This is a genomic window from Nocardia sp. NPDC058633 (genome assembly GCF_042717045.1).
Lineage (GTDB): Bacteria > Actinomycetota > Actinomycetes > Mycobacteriales > Mycobacteriaceae > Nocardia.
Genome location: NZ_JBHXRA010000014.1, coordinates 150,212 through 168,142 on the forward strand (window position 1 = coordinate 150,212; position 17,931 = coordinate 168,142).

General features: G+C 67.4%; 13 protein-coding genes, 1 tRNA gene and 1 pseudogene. 2 read left to right on the plus strand and 13 right to left on the minus strand.

The genetic code is table 11. The features are described 5' to 3' along the window. Positions 1-25: 25 nt before the first annotated feature. The 6 genes from ACFWUR_RS20045 to ACFWUR_RS20070 all read right to left on the minus strand — a co-directional run bounded on the left by ACFWUR_RS20045 (position 26) and on the right by ACFWUR_RS20070 (position 7,458). Positions 26-1,399 carry an alpha/beta hydrolase family protein gene (locus ACFWUR_RS20045; RefSeq protein WP_378908724.1) on the minus strand — a complete coding sequence of 458 codons (1,374 nt, stop codon included), beginning with the start codon at positions 1,397-1,399 and terminating at the stop codon, positions 26-28. Between the two features lie 9 nt (positions 1,400-1,408). Continuing rightward, entirely contained in the window at positions 1,409-1,990 is a 582-nt protein-coding gene (locus tag ACFWUR_RS20050; protein WP_378908726.1) for an ArsR/SmtB family transcription factor, read from the minus strand. Positions 1,991-2,567: 577 nt separating this feature from the next. Beyond that, positions 2,568-2,643: transfer RNA gene (locus ACFWUR_RS20055), tRNA-Thr, on the minus strand. A 58-nt stretch (positions 2,644-2,701) separates the two neighbouring features. Further along, a complete protein-coding gene (locus ACFWUR_RS20060) occupies positions 2,702-3,901 on the minus strand; it encodes a DNA polymerase III subunit delta' (RefSeq protein ID WP_378908727.1) in 1,200 nt (399 codons plus the stop codon). Between the two features lie 176 nt (positions 3,902-4,077). Beyond that, positions 4,078-7,014 carry a type I DNA topoisomerase gene (topA, locus tag ACFWUR_RS20065; protein WP_378908728.1) on the minus strand — a complete coding sequence of 979 codons (2,937 nt, stop codon included), beginning with the start codon at positions 7,012-7,014 and terminating at the stop codon, positions 4,078-4,080. A gap of 237 nt (positions 7,015-7,251) precedes the next feature. Beyond that, on the minus strand, positions 7,252-7,458 hold the full coding sequence (locus ACFWUR_RS20070) for a cold-shock protein (protein ID WP_019044597.1): 207 nt from the start codon (positions 7,456-7,458) through the stop codon (positions 7,252-7,254). Between the two features lie 474 nt (positions 7,459-7,932). On the opposite strand from ACFWUR_RS20070, the gene ACFWUR_RS20075 reads away from it, so the two are divergent. After that, positions 7,933-10,284: a DEAD/DEAH box helicase gene (locus tag ACFWUR_RS20075; protein WP_378908729.1), complete on the plus strand. Its 2,352-nt coding sequence runs from the start codon at positions 7,933-7,935 to the stop codon at positions 10,282-10,284. A gap of 299 nt (positions 10,285-10,583) precedes the next feature. On the opposite strand, the gene ACFWUR_RS20080 is transcribed toward ACFWUR_RS20075, so the two are convergent. The 7 genes from ACFWUR_RS20080 to ssd all read right to left on the minus strand — a co-directional run bounded on the left by ACFWUR_RS20080 (position 10,584) and on the right by ssd (position 16,402). Beyond that, positions 10,584-11,012: an Rv3654c family TadE-like protein gene (locus tag ACFWUR_RS20080; RefSeq protein ID WP_378908731.1), complete on the minus strand. Its 429-nt coding sequence runs from the start codon at positions 11,010-11,012 to the stop codon at positions 10,584-10,586. Between the two features lie 218 nt (positions 11,013-11,230). Further along, entirely contained in the window at positions 11,231-11,545 is a 315-nt protein-coding gene (locus tag ACFWUR_RS20085) for a TadE family type IV pilus minor pilin (protein ID WP_378908732.1), read from the minus strand. A 41-nt stretch (positions 11,546-11,586) separates the two neighbouring features. Then, the gene (locus tag ACFWUR_RS20090) at positions 11,587-11,793 is read right to left on the minus strand and encodes a DUF4244 domain-containing protein (RefSeq protein ID WP_378908733.1); all 207 of its coding nucleotides are present in this window, start codon (positions 11,791-11,793) and stop codon (positions 11,587-11,589) included. A gap of 72 nt (positions 11,794-11,865) precedes the next feature. Then, positions 11,866-12,486 carry a type II secretion system F family protein gene (locus ACFWUR_RS20095; protein ID WP_378908734.1) on the minus strand — a complete coding sequence of 207 codons (621 nt, stop codon included), beginning with the start codon at positions 12,484-12,486 and terminating at the stop codon, positions 11,866-11,868. A gap of 355 nt (positions 12,487-12,841) precedes the next feature. Continuing rightward, entirely contained in the window at positions 12,842-13,357 is a 516-nt protein-coding gene (locus ACFWUR_RS20100) for a type II secretion system F family protein (RefSeq protein WP_378908735.1), read from the minus strand. Between the two features lie 538 nt (positions 13,358-13,895). Beyond that, the gene (locus tag ACFWUR_RS20105; protein ID WP_378908736.1) at positions 13,896-15,077 is read right to left on the minus strand and encodes a TadA family conjugal transfer-associated ATPase; all 1,182 of its coding nucleotides are present in this window, start codon (positions 15,075-15,077) and stop codon (positions 13,896-13,898) included. Beyond that, complete coding sequence (gene ssd, locus ACFWUR_RS20110; protein WP_378908737.1) at positions 15,074-16,402, minus strand: septum site-determining protein Ssd; 1,329 nt, start codon at positions 16,400-16,402, stop codon at positions 15,074-15,076. The genes ACFWUR_RS20105 and ssd overlap by 4 nt, the downstream gene beginning before the upstream one ends. A 423-nt stretch (positions 16,403-16,825) precedes the next feature. On the opposite strand from ssd, the pseudogene ACFWUR_RS20115 reads away from it, so the two are divergent. Continuing rightward, positions 16,826-17,611, plus strand: a pseudogene (locus tag ACFWUR_RS20115) (HAD-IB family hydrolase); the annotation flags it as partial. Positions 17,612-17,931: the final 320 nt, after the last annotated feature.

Genomic DNA, 17,931 nt, shown 5'->3' on the forward strand with positions numbered 1-17,931 from the left:
CTCGTCGGGGGCCTTTCTCGTTGATTCAGGGCAGCAGCAGGCCCCAATACAGCGCCCAGAGCACGAAACCCGCTCCGCCACAGACCAAGAGAGCCCACCGGGTGCGCGCACCGACGTTCGCGCCCGCGAGGGTGTGGCGGGCACGAGCCAACACGAAGGCGAGCGCGACCACCGCGCCGAAGGCAACCAGTTGCAGCGCCAGCCACGGCAGGGTGCGGCCGAACAGCAACGGGCCGAACGAGGTGGCGCGGGTCGTGAGGACATAGCCGAGCTGGACGACGGTGCCGACGACACCGATCACCGCCGTACAGATCAGCACTCGTGCGGGCAGACGGTCCGGCAGTCGCCAGGACTTCACCATCCCGGTGCACGCGTAACCACCCAGAGCCAGGATCATGCCGACCAGCAGCGACAGCTGCGCCGTGGTCGATTCCCACCAGGACGCGGGGGTCAGCGCTTGCACCGAGTGCCCTTGCACCGCAGGCAGATCCGCCGAGGGCGGTGTGGCGGAGGCAGGTAAGCCGTTCACCCAGTCGCCCATCAGCTCGCCGTATCCGGGTACCAAGCCGGGAAGTTTGTCGAAGCCGTCGGTGGTCGGCTGCCCAGCGTGCTGGGCATTCGGGAGGGTGCGCAGGGCGTAGTTCTTCTTCTCGACACTGTCGAAGGCGGCCCGAAAATCGCGCAAACTGTCACCGGGCGGTGTGAGACGATCCTGGTCACCCCAGATAGCGAGCACCGGTTGAGTGATCCGCCGCAGCACCGGGATCGGATCGTAGTCGGCCTGCGCGAACTGGTCGGCGGCCACCAGCTGGCGAATGCCGTTGCGAGCCAACACATCGACCATCGACCCACGCACGCCTGCCGCGCCGAACCGGGTCTCGTTGGCCCACGCCTGTTGCGCGGCGGGCGCAACCGAATTGGCGGCGACCGTGATCAGAAAGGCGGCTTCGGCAGATCGTGAAGCAGCCAGCGGCGCGACCCATCCGCCCTCCGACAGACCCCACAGCCCGACTCGAGCCGGGTCGACTTCGGGCCGATTCCGCAGTGCGGTGAGGCCGGCCAGCGCGTCGTCGGCCAGGAGCGAATAATCGCGATGCGCGGGTGTGTAACCCTGCGTGCGCTTGTCGTAGCGCAGCGCGACGATGCCCGCGCGGGCGAACGCCTCGGCGACGTGGTCGTAGTGCTCACCGCTGCCGTCGCCCGATCCGTGGACCAGCACGACCCCCGGTCTGCCGGTCGCACCCGTCGGGGCATGCACCGTGGCGGCCGTGGTCGTACCATCGCCTCGATCGACGGCGACCTCGACGGTGGTGATGGTCTGCGCGTGCGCCGCCGGGAATCCGGCGACGGCGGCGATCATGACGGTGAGCAGGATGGTTCGTCGAAAGAGCGAGAGCACGCCGAAGTCCTAGTCTGCGGTGTTCATACGGGGCGCCGGGAAGGCGAGGAAACGCGTCAGCACGCGCCGGGTACCGGGTCGGTCCTGCCGATGGGAGGCCTGGAAGCGCTTGAGTAGTGCCAGATAGTCCTCGAAGAATTCCTCGAGCTCCGCGGGCGTCGCGTAGATCGCACCTCGCGAGAAGGGCATCATGTCGGCCCACTCGCCCAGTTCCGCGCGCTCGCCCTGGAAGCGCTCGAACATTTCAATATCCTCGGCGATGTGCTGGGCGACAAGCCCTTCCATCAACTCGCGCAACTGCGGCGACTGTTCACGATCCATCCGGTAGCGCAGATCCTTCGGCGGCGAACGCCACCACCGCTCCTTCCCCTTGGCCAGCTCCGGCGCCTCTTCGATGAAGCCGTGTTCGGCGAGTTGACGCAGGTGGTAGCTGGTCGCGCCGGTGTTCTCCCCCAACTGCGCACCCAACGCCGTCGCGGTCGCCGGCCCGTCCTCGGCGAGCGCCCGCAGGATGCGCTGCCGCAGGGGATGCGCGAGCGCACGCAGGGCGGCGGCATCGGTGACCTCTCTGGGCGGTACCTCGTCGGCCATACTTGCAGAATACTATTTGCACACAATTCTGTGCAAAGAACTTTATGCAACGATGAGCCGGGCAGGTTCAACACCAACAGGCCCCGGCGCACATGCGCCGGGGCCTGGGACTACGTAGATGGATTCATGTTCAACACTCACCGGCCGAGTGGCCGATGTCTTACACCGCATCCGACTTTCCTCGAGACGCGGAAACTGATAAATGAATACTCAGTGGGCACCACCTCCCCGGATCGCCGGTTCTAACCACATTGCTACTTCGTACTTCGTCTTGCTTCATCGTCCGCTCCGACGGTCCGGCCTACTGCACCGGATTCTCTTCTCCGCCGGAAGGGACGGTCCAACTACCTGCTCCGGGCAGCTCGCCTGCCCGGCCTCTGGACTTGTTTTGCTGAACGACAGTGACTGTATACCGGCTCCCGACGAATGTCTATCCCAGCCACCACAGATTTTTTCAGCCCATGGCGGCGAGTTACCTCACCAGGATTCGCCCTGGTCATCGACGGTGAGCTCCCTGTCGGCCGGCACACCGACACGAAAAAGGCCCTTCCCGGCGAACCGGAAAGGGCCTTTGACCTGGAGCCGCCTGCGAGAATCGAACTCGCGACCTTTTCATTACGAGTGAAGCGCTCTACCGACTGAGCTAAGGCGGCGTGCCGTTTAGGCGACGCGAGTCTATCGCGGGAAGGGGTGGAACGCGAAAACGGGTGGTCAGGTGGTGCGAGCGGCGATGAGGGTGGCGACCATGGCGGCTACGGCGAAGCGGGGTTTCACGTTGAGGTCCAGGGCTTCGCGGCAGGCCAGGACGGCGTCGATGCTGCGCAGGAGGCCTTCGGGGCGGACGCTGGTGGCGAGGTCGGTGATCTCGCGGGCCATGTCGGGGTGGGTGAGGGTGATGGGGGTGCCGCGGCCCGCGAAGCGCATGGCCAGGGCGTCGCGGTACATGCCCGCGATATCGATGAGGGCGCGGTCGAGTGCGTCGCGGCCGGTGCGGGTGGCACGGGATTTCTGGCGGCGTTCGAGGTCTTTGAGCACGCCCGCCGAACCGCGAGTAGCGGAGGCGGAGCCCTTGCCGGTGCCGCCCGCGCCGAGGGCGGTGGCGAGTTCGTCGCGTTCGCGGTCGTCGCGGTCGGCGCTCATCAGTTTGGCTTCGTCGTCGGCGGATTTCACCAGCTCGTCGGCGGCGGCATAGGCGGCGCCGGGGCGTTCGGTCGCGGTGACCAGGGCGAGGGCGCGCTGGCGGCGTTGGCGAGCGTCTTCGTCGGTGGCGAGGCGGCGGGCTCGACCGACGTGGCCGCCGCTCACCGACGCCGCCCAGTCGGCGGTTTTCGCGTCGAGCTGGTCGCGTTCGCGCAACACCTGCGCGATGGCCGGGACGGTCGGTGTCACGAGGTGGACGTGCCTGCACCGCGAGCGCAGGGTGACGGAGATGTCCTCGGGGTCGACTGTGGGGGCGCACAGCAGGAAGACGGTGCGGTCCGGTGGCTCTTCGACGACCTTGAGCAAGGCATTGGCCGCGCCCTCGGTGAGGCGGTCGGCGTCTTCGACGACCACGACCTGCCAGCGACCGGTGCTCGGGCGACGGGCCGCGATCTGCACGATCGCCCGCATCTCCTTGGTGCTGATGCTCAGACCTTCGGGAATGATGCGCCGCACGTCGCCATGGGTGCCCGCCATCGTCGTGGTGCAGGCGTGGCACTTTCCACAGCCGACGGTCTCGGAATCGGTGCACTGCAGCGCCGCCGCGAAACACAGCGCCGCCACCGACCGACCGGACCCGGGAGGGCCGGTGAACAGCCACGAATGCGTCATCGCGCCGGTGATCACACCGGCCCGCGCCGCTGCGGCGGCAGCGGCCAGTTCGGTCTCGACCACGTCCTGGCCGACCAGTCGATCGAAGACACCTGCCACGCGCTACACCCTAGCCGCGGGGTCCGACAGCACGTCCGGACGGCTGGGTCATCAACAACCAGCGCAAGCGGTAGCCGGGCCGCGCCGAACGCTGTCGGCGCCGGCGCTCGACTGGATCCACCCGCGACGCGGCCGACCTCCGTGCGGACCACGTTTCAGCGGCCCGCACTATCGGCTCAGTCCTCTTCGGTCCCAACCGATTTCGCCGCGGCCTTCTTGGCCGGGGCCTTTTTCGCGGCCGTCTTCTTCGCGGTCGTCTTCTTGGCCGCGGTCTTGGTCGCCGTCTTCGTCGCGGTCGACTTCACCGCCGCCTTCTTGGCCGGAGCCTTCTTGGCGGCCTTCTTCGCGGTCGTCTTCTTGGCCGCCTTCTTCACCGGACCACGCGCCCGGCGATCAGCGAGCAATTCGGAGGCGCGCTCGTCGGTGATCGACTCGACCTCGTCGCCCTTGCGCAGGCTGGCATTGGTCTCGCCATCGGTGACGTAGGGACCGAAGCGGCCGTCCTTGATCACCATCGGCTTGTCCGTGGCGGAGTCCTTGCCCAGCTCACGCAGCGGTGCCGCGGCCGACGCCTGACGCCCGCGACGCTTGGGCTCGGCGTAGAGCTTCAGCGCCTCCTCGAGGGTGACCGAGAACAACTGTTCCTCGGTCGCCAGCGAACGGGAATCGGTGCCCTTCTTCAGATACGGGCCGTAGCGGCCGTTCTGCGCGGTGATCTCCTCGCCCGAGGTGGGGTCGTTACCGACCACGCGGGGCAGCGAGAGCAGCATCAGCGCGTCGTCGAGGGTGATCTCGGCCAGATCCATCGACTTGAACAACGAGCCGGTGCGCGGCTTCACTTCCGCGGCCTTCTTGGTCTTCTTCGCGGGTGCCGCGTCCGGGTCGGGCGCGGGCGGTTCCGGCAGCACCTCGGTGACGTACGGACCGAAACGGCCCTCCTTGGCGACGATTTCGTGCCCCGACACCGGGTCGACACCGAGTGAGCGACCCTCCTGCGGCGTCGAGAACAGCTTCTCGGCGACCTCGGGTGTGAGCTCATCGGGCGGCAGATCGTCGGGCAGGTTCGCCCGCTGCGAGATCCGATCACCGTCGGGGTCATCGGGATTGATGATCATCCGCTCGAGATACGGACCGAAGCGGCCGACGCGGACCACCACGTCGCGGCCCTCTTCGTCGACGAACATCTTGATCGAGTTCACTTCGCGCGCATCGATGTCGTCGAGCTGCACGGAGACCATCTTCTTGAGGCCACCCGAACGCGCGACCGAACCCTCGGCGCCGGATTCGCCGCCGAAGTAGAAGCTGGACAACCAGTTTCCGCGCTGCTCACGTCCACCGGCGATCGCGTCGAGGTCGTCTTCCATCGCGGCGGTGAAGTCGAAGTCGACGAGCCGGCCGAAGTAGGCCTCGAGCAGACCGACCACCGCGAACGCCACCCAAGCCGGGGCCAGCGCGCTGCCCCGCTTGTAGACGTATCCGCGATCGAGGATCGTCTTGATGATCGAGGAGTAGGTCGACGGGCGGCCGATGCCGAGCTCTTCCAGCGTCTTGATCAGCGAAGCTTCGGTGTAGCGGGCAGGCGGGTTGGTGCTGTGCCCGTCGGGGTTGAGCTCGACGGCGGTGACGCTCTGGCCCTCTTCCAGTGCGGGCAAACGAGATTCGGCGTCGTCGGACTGGCCGCCGGCCTCCTCGTCCACACTCTCGACGTAGGCCTTGAGGAACCCGGCGAAGGTGATGGTGCGACCCGAGGAGGAGAACACGCACTCCTCGCCGGTGCGCGCGGTGCCGGTGATGCGCAGGGTCAGCGTGGTGCCGCGCGCGTCGACCATCTGCGAGGCGACCGTGCGCTGCCAGATCATCTCGTAGAGCTTGAACTCGTCGTTGTCGACCTTCGAGGCCAGCTGGCCGGGGGTCATGAACGTGTCACCCGAGGGACGGATCGCCTCGTGTGCCTCCTGTGCGTTCTTGACCTTGCGGGTGTACTGGCGTGGCGACGGCGAGACGTACTCCGCGCCGTAGAGCTGGGTCGCCTGCGAGCGAGCCGCCGCGATCGCCGACTCCGACAACGTGGTGGAGTCGGTACGCATGTAGGTGATGTAGCCGTTTTCGTACAGCCGCTGCGCGACCCGCATCGTGCGCTCGGAGGTGAACCGCAGCTTGCGGCCCGCTTCCTGCTGCAACGTAGAGGTCATGAACGGCGGATAGGGCTTGCGCGTGTACGGCTTGGCCTCGACCGAGCTGACCTCGAGCGCGGCTCCGTCGAGCGCCTCGGCGAGCCTGCGGGCGTAAGCCTCGTCGAGCACGACGACACCGGTGGCCGACTTGAGCTGGCCGTCGGAACCGAAATCACGACCGGAGGCGACGCGGTCGCCCTTGACCTGCACCAGGCGGGCGCCGAATGTACGCGGGTTGGTCGAATCGGATTTCTCGTCGGGACCGGCGTCGAGCTTGGCGGCGATGTCCCAGTACCCGGCGGAGCGGAACGCGATGCGCTCACGCTCACGCTGCACGATCACGCGGGTGGCGACGGACTGCACGCGACCGGCGGACAGCCGCGGCATGACCTTCTTCCACAGCACCGGAGAGACCTCGTAGCCGTAGAGGCGGTCCAGGATGCGGCGGGTTTCCTGCGCGTCGACCAAGTCGCTATCGAGTTCGCGCGTGTCGGCGGCGGCCGCGAGGATGGCCGGCTCGGTGATCTCGTGGAAGACCATCCGGCGAACCGGGACCTTCGGCTTGAGCGTCTCGAGCAGGTGCCAGGCGATCGCCTCGCCCTCGCGGTCGGGGTCGGTGGCGAGATAGAGCTCGTCGGCGTCGGCCAGCAAGCTCTTGAGCTCGGCGACCTTGGCCTTCTTATCCGGGTTCACCACATAGATCGGCTCGAAGTCGTGATCGACGTCGACACCGAGGCGCGCCCACGCTTGCCCCTTGTATTTGGCGGGCACGTCGGCGGCACCGCGCGGCAAGTCACGGATGTGGCCCACCGAGGCCTCGACGGTGTAGTTACGACCCAGATAGGGCGCGATCTTGCGGGCCTTCGTGGGGGACTCGACGATCACGAGACGACGCAGGGGTCGGCCCTGGTCGGCTGAACTGCGGTCTCGTGTTGCCACCGGCGAACACCTTCCTTCTAGATCCGCGCGTCGGGAGGTCCGCTCGGTGCGCGGCTGGGGCTGACAGTGATGTTCGGACATCACCATCAGTGACGTTTATACCCTGCGCACTGGGGGTAGAGGCAGTTGCGGCGGTTGCCGTCGCGGGCGCTGTCTTGGGCGATGCTACCCGGAAATGACTCATCCCCCTCCTCCGCATGCGGAGGAGGGGGATGAGGCGTTGTTGTGTTTCGCAGCTCAGGAGAGCGCGCGAACGCCGGTAGCCTGGGGGCCCTTGGTGCCCTGGCCGACCTCGAATTCGACCTTCTGGTTTTCCTCGAGGGTACGGAAGCCCGTGCCCTGGATCTCCGAGTAGTGGACGAAGACGTCAGCGGAGCCGTCCTCGGGCGCGATGAAGCCGAACCCCTTCTCCGCGTTGAACCACTTCACAGTTCCCTGTGCCATTCTGTTTCCTTCTCTTTCTACCGGAATCGGCGGACAACTGGGTTCGTCCACCGGGCCCGTTCCGACCGCTGTACTGTTGGTCCCCCTGCAAGGAAATCCTGAGCACGGCGTTCGCAACAACGATCCTGCTGATGGTTTGGACCTTGGATCCGTCCCTCGAACACAGAAGCTTGCGACCGAGACCCAGTGAACCATGTCTCTGAGCAATTCGACAGTCGAGTTACCGACTATTTGCAAAATTCATGATCTTGCGAATGTGCAGGTAAGGGAGAGATTGGGTGTATCCGTACTTTTGGTCTGTTTGCTTCGAGATAACCGAGCGGGCTTCCAGCAAACTTGCTGTGACCCAGATCGCTACTGGGTTACGAAATCCCAGGTAGTGGTTGTCGCACACACACGTTTCACACTTCTCGTGTCGCGAGAGAGGGGGACAGGCTGAATCCGGCAGACCGGACCGAGGTCCGAGAGCACGATATGAGCGAGAGCTACGGTCGATCGTTGCTGAATCGTGTCCTGACCGAGGCGGCCGCGGGAGGCAGCCCGCTGACCCATGTCGCCGAGCTCCCCGCGCAGCGCGCCCGGACTACCGCCTGGCCGGAGTGGACGCCATCGGAGCTGGTCACAGCCTTGGACGCGCAGGGCATCGAGCTGCCATGGGAGCACCAGACCCGCACGGCCGAACTAGCGGCGGCAGGCAACCACGTCGTGGTGAGCACGGGGACCGCATCCGGGAAATCGCTCGGATACCACCTGCCGGTGCTCACCGCGCTGCACGACGACCCGCGCGCCACCGCGCTGTACTTGTCTCCCACCAAAGCCCTCGGCGCCGATCAGCTCCGTGCCGTAGGCAGCCTGATCCATGACAACCCGCTACGCGTTGCCCACCCGGCGAGCTACGACGGCGACACTCCGGCCGAGGTCAGGCAGTGGGTTCGGGCCAACGCACGCTGGATCTTCTCCAATCCCGACATGCTCCACGTCGGGATTCTTCGCTCGCATCAGCGCTGGGCGCGAGTGCTGCGCAACTTGCGGTACGTGGTGGTCGACGAATGCCATGCATATAGAGGAGTGTTCGGTTCGCATGTCGCGCTGGTGCTGCGCAGGCTGCGACGGCTCGCCCGGTTCTACGGCGCCGATCCGGTGTTCATCCTGTGCTCGGCCACCAGCGCCGATCCGGCTGCCTCGGCGAGCAGACTGATCGGGGCGCCGGTCGCGGCGGTCACCGAGGACGCCTCGCCACGCGGGGCCCGGACCGTGGCACTGTGGGAACCGCCGCTGAGTGCGACGCTCACCGGGGAGAACGGCGCGCCCGTTCGGCGTACCGCTACCAGCGAGGCAGCCAAGATCATGGCGGCGCTGGTGGCCGAGGGCGCCCGGACTCTGACCTTCGTTCGCTCGCGGCGCGGTGCTGAACTGATCGCGCTCGATGCTCGACGAGTCCTCGCTGAAACCGCCCCTGAGCTGCAGGAGAAGGTTGCCGCTTATCGGGCGGGCTATCTGGCAGAGGACCGGCGCGAGCTCGAACAATCGCTCTCGCAGGGGACATTGCTCGGAGCGGCCAGTACCAACGCACTCGAACTCGGCGTCGACATCGCGGGTCTGGACGCCGTGGTCATCGCGGGTTTTCCCGGCACGGTCGCCTCGTTCTGGCAACAGGCAGGCCGGGCCGGCAGGCGGCTGCAAGGTTCGCTGGTGGTGCTCGTAGCTACCGACGACCCCCTCGACACCTACCTGGTGCATCACCCCGAAGCGCTGCTCGACCGGCCGATCGAGGCCACTATCACCGACCCGTACAACCCGTACATTCTCGGGCCGCAGCTGCTGTGCGCCGCGATGGAACTGCCTCTCACCGACGAGGAAGCGAGCGAGTTCAGGGCCGACGAAGTGCTCGCCGACCTCGCTGAACAGGGCTTGATCCGGCGCAGACCCAGCACCCGCGGCATGGGCGCCCGCTGGCATGTCACCGCGCACACCCACCCGCACGACGACGTGGATGTTCGCGGTGGGCTCGGTTCGCCGGTCGCGATCGTCGATGCCGAAACCGGACGCCTGCTCGGTACCGCCGACGCGGGCCGGGCCCCGGCCACTCTGCACTCAGGGGCTGTCCACCTGCACCAGGGCGAGACCTACCTCGTCGACGAACTCGACCTCGAGGGCGGTGTCGCCTTCGTGAACGAGGTGGACCCCGGCTTCACCACCAGTTCCCGGCAGATCACCTCGATCACCGTCGAGGCAGTGATCGAGGAGCGTGTGTTCGGTACGGTCACCGCGGCATCCGCGCAGGTCGCTGTCACGAATCAGGTCGTCGGCTACCTGCGGACCCTGGTGACCGGCGAGGTCCTCGACCAGGTGGAGCTCGACCTGCCCGCGCACACGCTGCACACGAAGGCTGTTCTGTATACCGTCACGCCCCGGCTGCTCGCCGCCGCCGACATCTCCGACGAGCAGCTCCCCGGCGCCCTGCATGCCGCCGAGCACGCCGCCATCGGCATGTTGCCGCTGGTCGCGGGCTGCGACCGATGGGACATCGGCGGTGTCTCCATCGCAGAACATCCCGACACGGGTGCGCCGACGGTGTTCGTCTACGACGGCCAGCCCGGGGGCGCTGGGTTCGCCGAGCGCGGATTCGCGCAGCTCACGGACTGGTTGTCCGCCACATTGAGCGTGATCCGCAGCTGCGCGTGCCAGGACGGGTGCCCTTCGTGTGTGCAGTCGCCCAAGTGCGGTAACGGCAACAACCCGCTGGACAAGGACGCCGCCGCACGCTTGCTGGCAGCCGTTCTCGGCGAGTTACCGGCACACCAGGACCACCCTGTGGATTCGTGACACCACCGCCCGCACTGCGTGAGCGGGGATACACCGCACTCACGGAATACTGGTCATGTGTCCGAATTAGTGATGACCAGCGAAGATAAGTCCGCGGACATCCAGCGCTCGATTAAAAAGGATCACTCTTCTATTAACTGATTCATAGCCGATCGGGATCGCCCGGTACCGCCACATCATTCTTTTCATTTTTTTCTTGCCCGAATCAAAGAATGCGCATGAAATAGCGCGACGGTGCCTGGACGAATTCCGAATTGGTTCGAGGCGGAACAACCACCGACCGGTGACAGCCTTCCGCGTCACCCTTTCTCTTCCACCGGACCCGCCCGCGCCGACGCCCGCACCGTGCGCACGCCGAACACCCCCGCCGACACATTCGCTTCGACATCCACAACGACATCCCACTGCGCAACCACGCACCGGAGCACCCGGCCCCCCATCCGTCGAGCAATCTCCCCGGCCTCCCCACATCCCGACTCCGCGCCCTCGGCCAACACTCCCGCCGCGGCCAACGCCCCCAGATCAGCGGCCGCCTGCGCGCGATGCCGGGCCACCACCACCGCGCCCACCTGCCCCACCAACAACGTCAAGCAGATCAACCCCGCCAACGCCACGCACACGAACACCGTCGCCCCTCCCCCATCCCCCGCCAGCCCGCGCCATGCCGATCGACCGGACCCGAACTCTCTCGTAAGCACCGGCGCCCGAATCGGTGTCGGACCTCGCATCGACGTCGAAGCCCGCGCACCAACGCCAGCCCGCCTACCGATGCCAGCCCGCGCACCAACGCCAGCCCGCCTACCGATGCCAGCCCGCGTACCGACGGCAGCCTGCCTATCGACGGCGGCCCGCGCATCGACCGCGGCAGTTGGGATGCCGTCAGCTCTCACATCGACGCTTGTCCCCGCGTCGGCGCACGCCGGCGTCGACGTAGCGCGCCTCGCCGTCACCGTGGCACTCCCGGTTCGGTGAGGGCGACGGCTTCGGCACGCAGGCGCAGCCCGGGTAGGAGCGGGGTGTTCGCGACGACGGTGGCTACTACTCGGTCTCCTTCGGTACGGAGTTGGACGGTCGCGCCCGGTGGTGCGACGGTCTTGCCCGCGGTGATCGCGCGCGAGGTGTCGCCACGGGCGGCCAGGCGGGCCGTCTCGCGAGCGGCGTCGGTGCATCGGACCTGCGTGGATCCCGCGAGGAGGGCACCCACGCACAAGGCCACGGCGCATACCAAGGCTGCCAGGGCGATGGCGGCCTCGACCGTCACCGCACCCGCATCGCCACCGAGAGTGCCTGTACCGCAGCGGTTTACACGCTCGTGTTGAGCGCCTTGTCGATGATTCCGGTCAGCGCGTTGACGATGTTGTCCCCGGTGACCACTCCATAGAGCACCGCTCCGAAGGCTGCCGCGGCGATAGTGCCGATGGCGTATTCCGCCGTGGACATGCCGTCGTCCTCGAGCAGCAGCCGTACGAGTCGAGTACGAGCCCCCATATATACGGTGTGAAACGTCATCGTGATCCCCTCTCTGGTTGCACCACGCGGCTGGTCCGCGTGGTGAAGATTCGGTGGCCTCGTCGAGGCCGGTCACAGCAGCCCTCCGCCGCCGAGCACCCGGTCCGCGAGCCCGATAACGACCGGGACGATGCCGAGGCAGACGAAAGCAGGCAGGAAGCACAGCCCGAGCGGACCGCCGATCAGCACGCCCGCGCGTTCTGCACGCGCGACGGCCGCGTCTTCCACGGCTTCGCGGCGCTGCGTGGCCAGTTCGCCGACGGCCGCCGCCAGCGAAGCACCGGAGCGGGCCGAACGGCGCGCCATCCTGGCCAGCGATTCCACTTCGTCGGCGCCGACCGTCCCCACGGCATCCGCGGCGGCTCGTTCCCACGCCGTCGCAGGGTCGGCACCCAGCGCGAGAAGGTCTGCCGCCCTGAGCAATGCGGCCCGCAGCACCGGCGGTGCCGTCACCGCACTCGCCCGCGCCGCCGCGGCCATGGGCAGTCCCGCCCGCAGACAAGCTGCCAGTAGATCGAATGCGGATGCCGACCCGAGCGGATCGACCTTCGAGACGCCGCCCGCCGATGCGAAGATGCCGACTGGTGCCGGACCGAGCGCACGCACCCGTCGGCTGACGGCAACCCGCCCTGGTAACACCACGATCGCCACCGCCGCGACCAACAAGGCCCACGCCGAAGCAGCTCCAGCCATATCCCGCACAGCAATCCCCTCCTCGAAGTTTGATCCACACCTGTCCCCACCCCGGTCCGACAGTCCCCCACCGGGCTGTGTGCACTTGCGCGTGAGCACATCTGCCCTTGGACCGATCGCTCCGTTCCACCGCTCCGACGGCTCGAACGTGAACTTGTGCACCGCGAACCAGGCGATGCCATTCGCAGGAACACATCTGTCCACAGGCCAACCGCGCCAACCGCCGCTGCCGACGACCACTCACCCCTGTGCACACCACGATCAGGCTGTGCCCTCACGTATGACCACATTCATCCCCAGGCCGATCGGGCCAATCGCCGCAGCCGCCGACCGTTCAATCTCGGCGTTCCCCGAATCAGGCTGTGCTCTTCCGGGTGATCACATCCGTCCACAGCAATCCACAGCAGGCGAGAGCCGCGCCCAGCGGGAGGAGTAGTTGGCCGGCTGAGGACGTGAACAGAATGGCGAGCGGGGCGGCGCCCATCAGTTGGCCAAGGCCGATGCCTACCAGGGGGAGGCAGGCGAGGACGGTAGCCGAGGCTCGAGCGCCGGCGAGTGCGGCTTCGGTGCGGTCGCGGAAGCGGATGCGGCCGAGCAGGTCGGCCCTGGCCGCGGCCAGTAGTTCCGCGAGGGCAAGGCCGTGCTCCTCGGCCACTCGCCAAGCGGCGGCGACCCGCGACAGTTCCTCGGCAACAATCGAATCCGGTTGCACCCAGCCGTCGGCGCCCGAGCCGCCGAGGCGGCTGCGGCCCGCGCTGATCGCCAGCACGCGTGCGGCTTCGCCGCGTGATTCACCAGCGGCGGATTCGGCCGCGGCGCTCGGGTGAGCGCCCACGCGGAGCTCGCCGACCACCGCTTCCAAACCGGCCAACAGGTATCCACATTCGCGGCGCCTTTCGCGGTCACCTCTACTCCGGCGATTCCGCGCTGCCACAGTGAGCCCCAGCATGAGAGCCGCCGTTCCGACTCCGGGACCGAACATGAATGCCGCGCACCCCAGACAGATTGCTGCACACCACTCCACAGGCACCCGCCTCGACGCACTACGACCGCGCGAACCGAACAGGCGCGCGAACCGCCGCTGCCCGCTCGCCGCCGGAAGCACCAGCATCGCAACCGCACAACAGAGCACAGCGCTACCCACCTGCGCACCTCCTTCGAGACGAAACCTGCTGCTCGCGCACACCACTCGCGTGTCTCATGACCCTCGCCAGGGGTCGCCGCGAGCACGACAGACGTGCGCTCTTCGTCTGCACAGTCCGGCGACGATCGCTCCTCGGAGTCAACGCTGACCACCGGACCTTGTTCGGATCGCCAACTCGACCTACGAATGCACACATCCCCCAGCTCAATTCGCTCGCGCAAGTGCGGATCAGGCGGCCCGACCACTGTCCGCGCAACCAGGCTGCTCATCCGAGTCGCACCTCGAGTAGCCGACGAAGTTCGGCGGCAGCAGGCACCGGCTCGCCGTCGGACCGCCAGGCCGCAGCGATGTGGATGCCGTCGCAATCACGTTGCAGGACCCCGATTTCGCGGAGGATCCGGGTCCCATCGGAGCGGCGGTGGACGTGGAGGACCACCTGGACGGCTGCGGCCAACTGGCTGTGCAGGGCGGCCCGGTCCATACCGCCGAGTGCCGCCAAGGCTTCCAATCGGGCGGGCACTTCCTGGGGCGAATTGGCGTGAACGGTGCCCGCACCGCCGTCGTGGCCGGTGTTGAGCGCAGTCAGGAGGTCGACTACTTCGGCGCCACGGACCTCGCCGACCACTATCCGGTCGGGTCGCATGCGCAATGCCTGGCGGACCAGGTCTCGCACGGTGACAGCGCCTACTCCCTCGACATTCGCTGTCCGCGCGACCAGGCGCACGACATGGGGATGGACCGGGGCCAGTTCGGCGGCGTCTTCGACGCAGATGATGCGTTCGGCCGGATCTACCGCGGCGAGCAGTGCGGACAGCAGCGTAGTTTTTCCCGCTCCGGTGCCGCCGACGACGAGGAAGGCCAGACGCGCGCGGACGATATCGCCGAGTAGGTGGCGGGCGTCCGAAGGGATCGAACCGGCGGCCGCCAGCGCGTCGAGGCCCTGGGTAGCAGGGCGGAGGATACGAAGTGACAGGCATGTGCCGTCGTGGGCGACCGGCGCCAGCACCGCGTGGAGTCGGACTCCGAACGCATCGCCGAGGGTGGCTTCGGTCCCGGCGAGTTTGCCGTCGACCCAGGGTTGGGCATCGTCGAGGCGGCGCCCCGCGGACAGGGCCAAACGCTGGGCCAGACGCCGAACGGCGGCTTCGTCGGCGAACTGCACATCGGTCAACTCCAGGCCCCGTCCGCGGTCGATCCACACCGAATCAGGCGCGGTGACAAGCACATCGGCGACCCGCGGATCGTGCAGCAACGGCTCGAGCAACCCCGCCCCGGTCATCTCCGTTTGCAGCAGGCGCAGGGCGCGGAGCAGGTCGGTGTCGGCGAGCACCCCGCCCGCTTCGGTACGAATCGCAGCGGCCAACTGAGCCGCATCCGGCACGCCGGGGTGCTCGGCCAAGCGCTCTCGAACGCGCTCGAGGAGGTCGACAGTGACGAATGTGGTCATGGCGCGTCAGCTCCGACCATCGAGAGGACGGCGTCGGCGGCGTCGCGGAGCGGACCGCGGCGGCGAACGCACAATCCGCCGCGTTCGAGGCGAGAGGCCAGGCCCGCTTGCCCGCGCACCGCGGCAAGGAGCGGCAACCCGAGCAGCTCGGCCACTTCGGCACCGCGTAGACCGCCCGGCGCGGGGCCACGAACGATCAAGCCGCGATTCGGATTTCGTTCTCCCAGGTACGCCGAGACGACTTCTGCCGCGGCGATGGAGCGCAGCCGGGCCGGTACTACGAGGACGACCAGGTCGGCGGCATCGAGCATCGCGTCGGCTGCGGGTCCACGCTCGGAGGAGACATCACAGATGACGAGATCACCCGCATCCCTGCCTGATTCGATGACGGCGCGCACCGCGGCCGGCGACAGTTCGGTCGACGAGCCGCCGATCCACGGGCGCCCGGCATGAGTCGACGAGTGCCCCGTCCCCGCACGCGTGGACACAGATGCCGACCCACCGATCACTGCACATCTGTCCCCAGGCGACGAGCCGGTCGGGTGTCCGCTCACCGCATGTTCGACCGCGCGAGACGAGCCGGGCGGCGAACCGCCGATCTCCGCACGTCCGGTAGTCGAGTCGGCCGGTGACCGGCCCTGTCCGGCCGCACCTGGCCGTACTCGCCCGCAGGACAGCACCGCCAAGCCAGGACACGCGGCGGGCAACGCATTGTGCAATGCCGCGGCGGAGACCCGGCCGTCCTCGATGATCAGGTCGGGCCATCGCAGCCCGGGCACGTTCTCCATGCCGAGCACCAGATCTATTCCGCCGTCGAGCGGGGCACCGTCGATCAACACGGTGTCGCGGCGGACCCGGCGCGCAGCCCCGCGCAGTGCGGTGGCGGCGGCCAGGGTGGACGCGCCTGCTCCACCACCCGCACCGACCACGGCGACGACTATCCCTTCGCCTGTGCGGGATTCGGCATGTTCGGCGAACTGCTCGACCAGTTCGACGGCGCCCGAAGGCAACGCCACAACCCGCTCGGCGCCCACCGCCGTGGCCGCCTGCCAGTCGGGCACGGCGGGTTCCCCCTCGGTGACCAGGACGATGCCGGCCCGCCGCGGACATCCCGCGGCAGCGGCGGCGACAGCGGCCGCGGTATCGACGATCACCATCCCGGCCCCTGCCCACGCATGCCTGCCCACAGGCATCACCCGTTCGTCGGTGACACGTTCGGCGGCTGCCGCGACCCGGCGCACCTCCGCGCGCAACCGTTCGTCACGCACGAGCACGAGAGCGGGCGCGGGGTGTGGGGATCCGCTGCGCATCGGGACTGGGTTCATGCGACTCAGCGTTGCCGAGCGAGGCGTTCATCGACACCCCGATAACACCGATTGTGGATAACTCGGGGGTGTGGAGAACTTTAACGATCGTCCCCGAAATAGAGGACGGCCCCAGCCGGGGGGGAGGAGGCTGGGGCCGTCGGGTTCAGCCCCGGGGGGTCGGGCTGAACGCGCCTGGACTAAGTCCAGGTGTCAGCAATACTACACCCATCCCCTGCTGCGGGCGCAAGTAGCATTCGCCGACATTCTGCGGCGATTCGCGCCTTCCGGCGTCCCCGGGGCAAACCCTTTTCCACGGTGCGGGCAGTCGGTCCTGCGGTGCGCGCAGGTCGTGCCTATCCTGTTGACGTGACGCCAGAACGCGACCAGACCTCGCCTACGGACACAAGACTCGGCAAATCGGGCCGCGCCCCGCTGCCGGGTGGACGGGTTGCCGCGTTTTTCGATCTCGACAAAACGGTGATCGCGAAGTCGAGCGCGTTCGTCTTCAGCAAACCGTTCTACGCGCAGGGCCTGCTCAACCGCAGAGCCGTGTTGGAGAGCAGCTACGCACACTTTTTGTTCCTGCTTTCCGGTGCAGATCACGACCAGATGGAACGGATGCGAGCAAACCTGGCCAACATGTGCGCGGGCTGGGATGTGGAGCAGGTTAAAACCATTGTGGCCGAGACACTTCACGATCTGGTCGACCCGTTGATCTATGCCGAGGCCGCCGATCTGATCGCCGATCACAAGATCCGCGGGCACGATGTGGTGATCGTCTCGGCCTCCGGCGAGGAGATCGTCGGCCCGATCGCGGAGGTGCTCGGCGCCTCGCACACCGAGGCGACCCGGATGGTGGTGCAGGACGGCAAGTACACCGGCGACATCGATTTCTACTGCTACGGCGAGGGCAAGGTCGCCGCGATCGAAAAGCTCGCCGCCGAGCAGGGATACGACCTCGCACGGTGCTACGCCTACTCCGACTCCGTGACCGACGTTCCGATGCTGAGCGCCGTCGGCCATCCGACGGCGGTCAACCCCGACCGCGCGCTGCGCAAGGAGGCCGCGAGTCGCGGCTGGCCGGTGCTCACGTTCTCCAACCCGGTGTCGCTGTGGTCGCGATTCCAGGCCCCCTCGACCACCACCGTCGCCGCGACAGCCGCCGTCGGGCTCAGCGCGATCATCGCCGGCGCTGTCAGCTATCGACTACTGCGTAAACGTCGCTGACCTGCAACGCTCCAGCACGAATCTCCGGCCGACACGCCGAATTCGATCGGATCCGGTAATGCCATCGAAACTCTTGATGTGAGTGCCGTCACAGTGTAAGAATGGAGTTACGGAAGGACGGAAGGCCAAGACGGAGCCGGAAGAGAAGGTTTCGCCTCCCATCCCACCCTTCCCAGCACGGACACCAGGCACCCACGCGGAGCACGCCGCGACAAGGCCGAAAGAGTTGTGGGCCTGCGAAATCCGAGTCGACGTCGGCGAACGCCTCGCACAGGTTGCGGGGATGAACCGGCGAGGTTGGGATGATCGCCGAGGCCACC

What these genes read in the sequence shown, in the direction of transcription:
- ACFWUR_RS20090 (WP_378908733.1), bottom strand. Translation starts at nt 11,793, where the DNA reads ATGACGTTTCACACCGTATATATGGGGGCTCGTACTCGACTCGTACGG.
- ACFWUR_RS20080 (WP_378908731.1), bottom strand. Translation starts at nt 11,012, where the DNA reads ATGCGAGGTCCGACACCGATTCGGGCGCCGGTGCTTACGAGAGAGTTC.
- ACFWUR_RS20095 (WP_378908734.1), bottom strand. Translation starts at nt 12,486, where the DNA reads ATGGCTGGAGCTGCTTCGGCGTGGGCCTTGTTGGTCGCGGCGGTGGCG.
- ssd (WP_378908737.1), bottom strand. Translation starts at nt 16,402, where the DNA reads ATGAACCCAGTCCCGATGCGCAGCGGATCCCCACACCCCGCGCCCGCT.
- ACFWUR_RS20070 (WP_019044597.1), bottom strand. Translation starts at nt 7,458, where the DNA reads ATGGCACAGGGAACTGTGAAGTGGTTCAACGCGGAGAAGGGGTTCGGC.
- ACFWUR_RS20050 (WP_378908726.1), bottom strand. Translation starts at nt 1,990, where the DNA reads ATGGCCGACGAGGTACCGCCCAGAGAGGTCACCGATGCCGCCGCCCTG.
- ACFWUR_RS20075 (WP_378908729.1), top strand. Translation starts at nt 7,933, where the DNA reads ATGAGCGAGAGCTACGGTCGATCGTTGCTGAATCGTGTCCTGACCGAG.
- ACFWUR_RS20105 (WP_378908736.1), bottom strand. Translation starts at nt 15,077, where the DNA reads ATGACCACATTCGTCACTGTCGACCTCCTCGAGCGCGTTCGAGAGCGC.